Genomic DNA, 9,483 nt, shown 5'->3' with positions numbered 1-9,483 from the left:
GCGTAGGACAGAGGTTGGTTCCTGGCGGACCACTGTCGTCGCATGCGCCATCTCGCCGACAGCTTTAGTCAGACCGGCCCGATTCGCAGCAGCGCGCGACCACAAGACAGGCTGCTTCTTAGTCTTGAGTGCGCCCTTAACGGTGCGATTGCTCGATTCATGATCACTCATGAACGTCGGCGCTGATCCGCTAGGAATAGTGTGCCGGCAGCCTCTCGAAGTTGTCTTCGTCTGCGCCATTGTAGCTTTGATCATCGCGAATGCCGGGCTGTCCTACAACCTGACGCAGCGTCCGATTCAAGGGATTTTGTTCGAGTGGCCCGACTTTATCCTAATCTATGGCCGCTTGACATGAAGTGTCCTCATTCGCCGGCAGAGCTAGGCGGACATGACCGTCCGCCAAATCCTCGGAGCCTTGTCATTTTTCGATCTCGCCGGGTCCGAAAACAGTTTGCGCCAGCTGTGGCACGATAACGCCAAAAGACCGTTCGCATGAATTAAAGAGAATCGGATCACTGTCGCGGCTTGACTAATCTCATGCGACAAAACTGTTCGGGCTGCGACCGGTTCGTTGGGCAGCACGACCGAATCGATCATCACTTTACGCAGGACCGACTGCTCCGCTGCTGCCGCGGCGAATTGTAGCTTTCTGCTGTCGACGAAAATGCATTCCAACCAGCAGGGTGCAGACGACCCCTCGTGCACTCAAGAGCAGCTCGAGCCTTGCCAGGGACGAAAGTATTTTCCGAATCAGCGCCGCCTGCGAGGTCTGACGGGCTCGAGCGGCGCGGTCATCTTAGATGCCTCATCCAACAAAACCCGGCGCGTCCAAATGCTGGCCGGAACGCTGTTGTGAATCACTGGCCATTGGACAGCCTCGGTGAATGCGGGAAGGGGAAGCGGAAGTGAGACGATCTTTATAGGCATCGTCTTCGCAAGATGGTGGCCAGCCGAGATGGCATGGTTGCTATACGCTCTGTTCCCCGACAGCATGGGCGGATCATGCTGAAGCCTTGTACGGCTAGCTCGATGCGGCTCTTGATGCCGTGCTCGAGCACGAACCATTCCTCAATCGAAGGCTTCAGTGTCCGCCCGAATCTCGCCGCAACGTGTCCCATCGACACGTATCGGTCAAATGAGAGCTGGCCGGATAGCTGCTTGTTTGTATGACAGCCCACGCACACTAGCGTCTCCTCGAATAGGGCCGCTTTAGGGGGCACATTCGCCATGAATACTTCCGGCATGACAAGAAAATCGACGTCACTTCGCCGGAGTAGCTCGTTGGGTTCATCAGTGAGTGCTAGCAATTCGAAGCTGACGAAGGGAACCTCTCTCGCACACGATCCACGACCGTACGAAAGAATACGACAGTCATGAAATCAGAGAGAACGACTCGAAAGCGGCGATTCGACTTCGCTGGATTGAATGCATCAGGCGAAATAATGCACAGCCGAATGTGCACCAGGGCCTCGCGAATGGGAGCAGTAAGCCCTTCAGTTCGCGCGGTCGTGACAAGTTCATGCCCCCTCATCGTGAATAGTTCATCGCCAAAATGAGCGCTCAGTCTTGCGACTGCGGCGCTCATTGCGGGTTGACTGAGGTTGATGCTGCGGGCCGCAGCCGTGAGATTGCGCTCAGTCATCAGAGCATCGAGCGCGACGGGAAGGTTGAGATCGAGGCCGTTGAAACGCATTGTTTTGGTTTATCCGTTAGCTGGATGTGCTCCATCCAAACAATCGATTTTACCAATTCAACCAAAAGGAGATAGCAAACGCCAGTTTAGAGAACTTGAACTGGGGCATATTCCAATGATTGTCGATCGTTGCTCTGGTTCGGGGGCAAGCTCTCGGTGGCGCGCCGAGTATGGCCGGAGGCGCAGCTCCACTTCATTCACTCCCATCTGGCTCCGACGTAGCCTGAATGCCGCCCGCGCAATGCGACGACGGTGCGCTTGCTCTGATAGGCGCTACCGACCAAACGAAGGTATGATTTTCACAACCCTTTTTATAAAACCCACTCACGTCCGTACGATTGAGGCACCGCTCCCTCGTGACGCAGGTTCGCGACCAGTCCGGAGCCGATCGCGCGTACCATATGCGCCGGCCCTGTCAATTGCTTCGTGGGTTGTGCAGTAGGGCCGAGTGTAAAATGCCCGGGAAGTCCCTCATGGATCTGGTGCGAAGGGCACACTCGCTGGAGGTCGTCTCTATCGTGCATGCCGTCCCAGAGCTGCGCGAAGAGTTGACGGCGCTTTGTTTTTCGGCAGGCTATGTCGCAGAGCCTTTCAAGGGGGCGAAGGAGTTCTTGGAATCAGAATGCCGTCTTAGAACGTCCTGTTTGATCGCGGACATGCAACTGCCCGAAATGAGCGGGCTCCAGCTCTACAAGCATCTGGTGGCATCTGGAAAAGCCATCCCGACCATTCTGCTCGTGGATCGTTTTCTTGATCATCAGCGTGCGCGGGCGCTGCGAGGTTGCACCACACATTTACGCAGCAAGCCATTCAGCGACAACTCGCGCGCTGTGCCCACTGCTTTCGCGGCCGCGCACGCGGTGGGCCCGCTTCCGCGGGAACTGCTCGCGTTCGTCAAATCTGCCCTTGGACGCCCAGCAGTGGTCAGGAACCAGCTATGAACATCCCGATGTCGAGTGCGATAGGGGGCTGTCCACCTCCTCTCAGGTGCGGTGGAGTTTGCGCTGGGAGAACGAGTGGTGCTCGCCGACCACATCGAACTGTCCGAATTCTTCGAAAGAGTTACGGGCCAACCGGCGCGTGCAACGCAGACCCGTTCAAAGATGGTCGAAGCTGGGCCGGCGCGAGGCCCGAGATTCGAGCAACCGCCTACGATTCGCAGGGGGTAGCAGCTCATCTCGGCGCATTGCGACGCTTCATCAAAGTCGGGGACGTCGATCTCTTGGGGCTGAGCTCGGGTCTGCGCCGCTCGAGTTACCATACGCCGGAAATAATTAGACTGTACGTTTGGCGGACCCTCGCGTTCGCTAAAAGTTCGTGAGTGCTTAGGTATAACGGGCTAGTCTGTTCGGACATGAACTGAAGTTGGCCGAACGCCGGCAACCGTGAAGAGGACAAGGAACAGACTTAGGCCGTTCAGGACGAATTAGGGAATTGCCACACCCAAAGCTAGGACAATTGAGGTTAAGTACTGCCGCAAGCGAGTTCCCAGGCATTCGTTGTTGAGGCGACATCCCGAAGATTCTTGTCGCCGGACATTTCGGAGGAATGGAGGCAGTGCTCAGCCGGTGCTTGGACCGGCTGACCCAGCAGCTCGAATGGTTTGAACGCGCCGTCACGATTTACAATGTGGCGCCGGCCTTTGCGTCGTATTGCTATGAAATCCAGCATGCTTCATTCGCCGACTACGCGGTGACAGCATGGTCAGTACATCTGCGAAAGCTATGTCGGCACTATTGCAGGCCAGCCCCACTAACCTCTCATTCTCACTATGCAAAGCCCTCGAGCGTCTCGATTGCCGCAGCGCCGAGGATTTCGAGGTTGGGCGAGATGTCCACACGCGAGGAGCCATTGGAACGAGCTTGAATCGGTCGTGGCGTCAAGTTGTACATATAAAGTATGGCTACCCGCGAAGGCATAGGCAAATGAAGGAGCTCTTTTCTGCGATTGTAGTGCTTTTCATTTTCGGTCTGCTCGAGGTGAAGCGCTGTGCGCTCGCGGACACAATCCGGCGCTACGATTGCACTATCGACGGGACTGATCGGGAGCCAATCGGCGATCGGATCGAGCATGTCGTCGTCAGCCTTCAATATACCTGCCGCGTCGAGGATGGGCCGTTGAAGGACGCCGGTATTACAGCAATATCGGTCAGCGAGTGGGATAGCGAGAAAGGGAGGTATTTGGCTTCTCTCGACGTTCACCGAGCGCTCGAAGGATTTGCAGTTGGACAGCTCTTGGAGGGGAGCGGCTCCTCTGTCATGCAGGACAAGAGAGCCGCGGGCATCGCGGCTTCAGGTAAGACAGTGTTTAAGTTCGCATCCGGCTCATTGGCGGCTCTTTTAGGGAAGACCGTCAAATTCACGACCAAGCCCGTCGGTTCCCGTCGATTCGAGTTGGAGTTCACAGATTGGCCTGACGCTGCTCGACCGAAGTGACGCCGCGGCGGCTCCCATCACGCCATTTCCGAAGAACCGGCTGCGACGTGAATGGGCATTACGCCTTGCTCGACGATGCTAGCAATCGCGAGCAGGTGTTTGATGTTCCGTCAATCCAAAGCAACTTGTTGGTGAAGGCCAAAGGGATGAAAAGATTCTTTTGCCCCACAAACTGAAAGGCAACGTCCACTTCTGCGTGTCAAACGTCACCCGGAACTGCCCCCTCATATTGCCTCAGATGACAATGTTACCGAAGTGCCCCCTGCCGTCGCCCGAATTGGACGCCGCGAGTCCGAGCAAGCCGCTCGCGAAGCGCGCCCTCCAAAGCGCCGTAGCGAGCGAGCGGCTTGCGGTGATTCGGCGAAGCAACCCGTGGGATTAGACACCGAGGCACGAAGCTTGGACCGATAGTATGGTTTCTGTGCTGCTGAGCTGTCGACTGGCCTTTGATCGCGAATTCTTCACCAACCGCTGCACCGTACGCCGCTGATGGCCGCTGAACTGACCGGGCGCATGCGCTTCCAGCCGGGAGAGAAGATCGACCGCGGACAAGTGCGGGGCCGCGGCGAGCCTCGATGATGGGAATGTAAGGATCGAGCATCGATGGCCGACGTGGCACAGGTTTGCGCCGCACATAGCGGCGCCGATGAATGCCCCGCTGCTCACCTTGTTTCCAGTCATCGCCGAGCTCTCGGACAAAGGCGGCCCAGTCGCTTTGCACCGGCACGACGGTCATCGCTGGCTTTCCAGCCGCTGATCAACGCGCTTGCCCAGCTCATTTTGAGCGTCCCGCATCTGTGCCAGCAATGCCATGCTCATAAAGCTGCGGCCACGCCCGCATCGAAGTCCGAAATCCGGGAGTTCATACGTCCGGTGATGGCTGCGGCGACTGACCGTGCCGCTTCGCTTATGGAATAGCGCGCACCGATTTCAGATCGAGCATAGTCAACAATCTGCTCAAGCACCTTGCGATCAGGTGGATTCTTCAGACGGAAGTGAAACGCCTTTTCATCGTTTTCAAATAACTCACGCTGCAGATTACGTGCCTGCACTCCGCTCAAAGTCGAGTCGATAAAGGAACCATGCTGCACGGAGGTCATTGCGTGAGATACTACACCACCGTCGTGACCCGAATGGTCTTGCTGATCTTTCCAGGGCGCGCTGTAAAGAGAATGTGCCCTGGCTCTACGGCGTCGATCTTGATGCGCTTCATCAACCCTCCAATGACGAACCATCCCCTTCAAGGGACGTGCCACCGCTGGAAAGAGTGGGCTTTCCTGGATCTGAATCAGATGCGCCGTCAGCCACTTGCGGCTCCGCTTTGACCGAATGAGTCCGTGTATAGTTGCTCAATCGTAGAGACTTCGTCCCGAGTGAGCTCGGCGAATTCGTTCTCTCGTGCCCGCTTCGACAACCTTCCATCATTCTGTCGCAGAAAGCCGAACAAGTTATTGAGCGTTCGCTCCGGCATGTCGATCATGCTCTCGATGCCTGCACGAAAAGCGTCGAAGTTACGGAGAAAGCTCGTCTCGTTCGGCAGATCCTGCTCAATCGTCTGGCGCACGCATTCGTACAAAAACTCAGCGTGCGGCGTTGCATCGAAAAACCGATAAAAGTCGGCTGTATCGTTGAGGACCTTTACATTGCCCTTCTGCGTAGCTTCCCATTGGACGCAGGGAAGCAGTCGTGCGGAATAGCTCTCCAGCACGCCCTTGTATTCGGTGATCCTGTCCAGGATTGCCGACGATACCGGAAAAAGTAGTCCAGCAGGATTAAACCCTCGACGCGCGAGAACGTGATGCATCAGGTAACGGTGGATGCGTCCGTTGCCATCCTCGAACGGATGGATGTAGACGAATCCGAATGCCAGTACCGCTGCGGCTATGATGCAATCAAGATCGTTCTCGGCGCTATGATCGAAGGCAATCAAACCCGCCATGAGGGACGGAATGTCTTCATGCCGGGCGTCAATATGGTCGGGAATGGGCCGCTGCGTGTCTCGGTCGTGCTCACCGACAGAGCCGCCTTCTTGGCGGAAGCCCATCTTCACAAAGCGCTCATCGCCGATGACGATGGTCTGCAAGCGCAGAAATTCCTGCTCATTGAGCGGCGCACGGCCCGCCTCGCCGATGGCACGGCCCCACCGCTGAATACGATCCTGTGGCGGCCTTTCTCCCTCGATCACGTAGCTGGACTTCGAATCCTTCAACAAAAGAAACGCAGCCGTCCGCGCGAGCAGGTCCTTCGGAACTGCGCTGACGACCGCGCGCGCGCGCTCCTTCCAGTCCTGCGCAATAAACTCATTCAGCGCAGCAGACTTGAACACGAGCGGACAGAATTCCGGCGTACCGGGAAGGTTGTTACGGACACGATGCCGGGCCGAATTCTCGCCGGTCCCTGCGAACTGGAGTTCGGTATCGACCGCGTCCACATATGAGACTTTGTCGGCGGGCGGCAGCTTCAGCTCACGGCCAAGCAGCCACTCGTACAGGAACCAGATGCGGCGGCTGTAGAGGCCGGTAGGCTTTTGCCGTACGAGCTCCGCGACCTCTCCTTCCTTCACGGCGAGGAAAAGCCGCTTCAGAACGGCCAGGTCCAACCCCTCGTTTTTGAGGGCAAAAGTCAGATGCCCCTCAAGGGATGCCTCTGGGGCGTGTCGCGGCGTGTAGATGCGCCAGCCGCCCTGCTCGATGATACGGTGCTTGGTGCCAATCCCCGAGAGGGTCCTAGGGACGGGAACGGGCAGCTTGTAAGCGTCGATCAGGGCAGCGTAACCCGCTGGGACCGCCGTTTCAGGCAGCCGCCGGTCATGAAAAACGCTCACCGCCCCTGAAAATTGCACGCTCACCTGAAGTTTCCTGAAAAACGATCTCTGACCTCGAATTTCCTTCGCGGAAACCCTCACCGGTCGAATTTCTATCATACCTCATGAAAAACAATTTCTCAACGCAGGATTTCGTGAAAAACGTTCAATTGGTCAGAATCTGGTCATAGGGCCACTCCGGCCAAGCGTATGGATCCCGCCAATGACCGGGCATCGCGTTGTCTGCGCTGGACGAAAAAGCGCCTCGCGGCTCAGCAGGATTGATCTTGGGGTTCCTGCGCAGCGGCGCGATCATCGACCGCAGCCCTGGCACACGGTCGAATAAAGCACATATCGCGCCTGCAGCGCGGATAAACGGCTTTTGCGCTTCCGACTTGTGGGCGGCATGCAGCCGCCATCCGCTCCACTCGCATGCTCGGTGTCGATCTCCTGTTTCCGGCGGTCAAGCTTAAGCCGCCTTCCTGCCTGCTATCTTTAGCTTGCCTGACAGTTCCGCCATGCGGCGGTTGACGCGCACGTCAACGGCAAGTGCACGTACGATATCCGATTCCAATGGACGGGATCAGGCGGAACCCAGAAGGGCAGCCAAAGTACGACCGTGGCGTTTAAGGGAGCGGGTAACGCGTCACTCCAATCGGTCGTCATCCCGATTGACCGCGGGGTTGCTACTATAACGGCGGCAATCTTCAGAAAAAAAATGAAGACCTTATAACCGACCCCTACATTCGCGGCCTGAGATCGTAACATGGTATGGCTTTTTTCAAGAACCCTAATTATAAAAAGGAAGAACCCTTATTATAAAAAGAGAAATCTATTCCTTAATTTGGGTTTCCCATGAAGCGTAGCGACCTCAGCCATACCATCCGGGAAACCTTGAAACGGTTGCCGCCGCCGTACGATTCCCATTACGGAATCATTCCACCGGCACCCCCGGAGGAGGGCGTATCGGTAGCCGCTGCGGCGAAAGCTTTGGATGCCGCCCAAGTGGCCTTCGGTAAGGTCGATGCCATCGCCACCCAGATGAAAGACCCCTACATCGTCAGCCGCGTGCTTACCAGACGTGAGGCGGTGAGCTCGTCGTCAATCGAAGGTACCCAGAGCACTCTCGACGAATTGCTGTCAGTCGAGGAGACGGGGGACGACGGCGCCAGGGATGAAGCGCGTCAAGTACGCAACTACGCCGTGGCACTCGAGGGATTCATTCCGCTGGCGGCAAAGGACGGTTACGGCGTCTTCACGATGGATCTGATCAGCGATCTCCACCGCGCCGTGATGAAGGACGATCGGGATTATAAGGACGTTCCGGGCGACCTTCGCACGCGCGTCGTATGGATCGGTGGAAATAAGGACATCGCGTATTCGAGCGTGAATCCTCCGCCTCCTGAAGACGTCTCCGGCTGCCTCGCTCAAACCGTCGACTTTCTGCGGAACGAGGGAATGCAGCAGATGACACAAGGATTCGTCACGCGAATGGCGATAGCGCATACTCATTTCGAAGCGGTCCATCCATTCCGCGACGGCAATGGCCGTGTCGGTCGTCTCCTCCTTCCGCTCATGATGGCGGCCGAGAAGCATGTGCCGTTGTACCTGTCGCCATATATCGAGAGCAAAAAGGGTATGTACTACGCCTCGCTCAAGGATGCCCAACAACGGTTGGACTGGCAGCCGATCATCACTTTCATGGCCGACGCCGTCACCGGCACGGTTGAAGAACTCATTCGGACCCGTGAGGCGTTGTCCCAATTATCCAATGTCTGGCGGGAGCGCCGCAAATTCCGCAAGGCGTCGGCGGCCGCGCGCGCTCTCGACGAACTTCACAACTATCCGGTCGTGACCGCCAAGCGGCTTGGCGAATTGCTGGACATCAGTCCGCCGCAGGTCCATCAAGCGATCGCGCAATTGGAAGAAGCGGGTATTCTGAAAGAGCGTACCGGTTACTCGCGCAATCGCGTTTATGTCGCCACCGAAGCGCTCAGTATCATCAATCGTCCGTTCGGCGAACAGCCTCTACTTCCCAATCAGTTGGATCTAGAAGAAGAGCCAGTCGGACTCAGGGGGCCGTGACCCGCGCGAGAGTCGATCGCTGCGGAATGCGCGCTCCGGCGCGTCGCATCCTAGACCAAAGACGCTGACGGCATTCAGGAGAACCGCGCGACGATACTGCAGGCGTTCTTCGGCCATCCGTTTGCCGTCCGCGTCGAAGTCAGGATCGTCCGCGGGCGCGTACCAAAGCATGATCAGCGCGAAGCCGTTGGACTGCAGGTAGACTTGTTTACTCATCGTCGGCGGCTGGGCGAGCCCAATGGCAGACCTCTTCATGGAAGGCGGCGCGCGCTGTGATGAGGCCATGCTGGAGACCGTCGTTCCTCTGAATGGCCGCAAAGGGGAAGCAAGCGTTTGAGGCGGACCGCAAAGGAGGAGCCTAATTCTCGAAAGTCAAGCATGGTCGGGCACGACCGATGACGGAAACGAGGAGATTGCCAACATCGCAGCACGCTATCGAGCGGCCCGAGCAGCTTCATACACTACGC

Annotated in this window: 7 protein-coding genes and 2 pseudogenes; 4 read left to right on the top strand and 5 right to left on the bottom strand. The window is 57.2% G+C overall.

Going from position 1 to position 9,483, the window contains the following annotated elements:
* Positions 1 to 750: 750 nt before the first annotated feature.
* Positions 751 to 1,693, bottom strand: a pseudogene (locus SO140_RS24305) (LysR family transcriptional regulator).
* Positions 1,694 to 2,166: 473 nt separating this feature from the next.
* On the opposite strand from SO140_RS24305, the gene SO140_RS24300 reads away from it, so the two are divergent.
* The 3 genes and pseudogenes from SO140_RS24300 to SO140_RS24290 all read left to right on the top strand — a co-directional run bounded on the left by SO140_RS24300 (position 2,167) and on the right by SO140_RS24290 (position 4,128).
* On the top strand, positions 2,167 to 2,634 hold the full coding sequence (locus tag SO140_RS24300) for a response regulator (protein WP_449378463.1): 468 nt from the start codon (positions 2,167 to 2,169) through the stop codon (positions 2,632 to 2,634).
* A gap of 28 nt (positions 2,635 to 2,662) precedes the next feature.
* A pseudogene (locus SO140_RS24295) lies at positions 2,663 to 2,936 on the top strand (GNAT family protein); the annotation flags it as partial.
* A gap of 682 nt (positions 2,937 to 3,618) precedes the next feature.
* Positions 3,619 to 4,128, top strand: a complete 510-nt coding sequence (locus tag SO140_RS24290) for a hypothetical protein (RefSeq protein WP_498540595.1) — start codon at positions 3,619 to 3,621, stop codon at positions 4,126 to 4,128.
* A gap of 378 nt (positions 4,129 to 4,506) precedes the next feature.
* On the opposite strand, the gene SO140_RS24285 is transcribed toward SO140_RS24290, so the two are convergent.
* The 3 genes from SO140_RS24285 to SO140_RS24275 all read right to left on the bottom strand — a co-directional run bounded on the left by SO140_RS24285 (position 4,507) and on the right by SO140_RS24275 (position 6,976).
* Complete coding sequence (locus SO140_RS24285; protein WP_498543307.1) at positions 4,507 to 4,764, bottom strand: hypothetical protein; 258 nt, start codon at positions 4,762 to 4,764, stop codon at positions 4,507 to 4,509.
* A gap of 179 nt (positions 4,765 to 4,943) precedes the next feature.
* Entirely contained in the window at positions 4,944 to 5,228 is a 285-nt protein-coding gene (locus SO140_RS24280) for a hypothetical protein (protein ID WP_498543303.1), read from the bottom strand.
* A 200-nt stretch (positions 5,229 to 5,428) separates the two neighbouring features.
* Positions 5,429 to 6,976, bottom strand: coding sequence for a Fic family protein (locus SO140_RS24275; RefSeq protein WP_498543302.1), 1,548 nt, complete (start codon positions 6,974 to 6,976; stop codon positions 5,429 to 5,431).
* An 810-nt stretch (positions 6,977 to 7,786) separates the two neighbouring features.
* Here SO140_RS24275 and SO140_RS24270 point away from each other — a divergent pair.
* The gene (locus SO140_RS24270; protein ID WP_498543301.1) at positions 7,787 to 9,016 is read left to right on the top strand and encodes a Fic family protein; all 1,230 of its coding nucleotides are present in this window, start codon (positions 7,787 to 7,789) and stop codon (positions 9,014 to 9,016) included.
* Here the strand turns inward: SO140_RS24270 and SO140_RS24265 are convergent.
* Entirely contained in the window at positions 8,981 to 9,232 is a 252-nt protein-coding gene (locus SO140_RS24265; RefSeq protein ID WP_498543300.1) for a hypothetical protein, read from the bottom strand. The two genes, SO140_RS24270 and SO140_RS24265, sit on opposite strands and share 36 nt — an antisense overlap.
* Between the last annotated feature and the right edge of the window lie 251 nt (positions 9,233 to 9,483).

Source organism: Bradyrhizobium sp. UFLA05-108 (genome assembly GCF_059803455.1).
The sequence above is the reverse complement of the archived record's forward strand: the minus strand, read 5'-3'. Positions and strand labels throughout refer to the sequence as shown.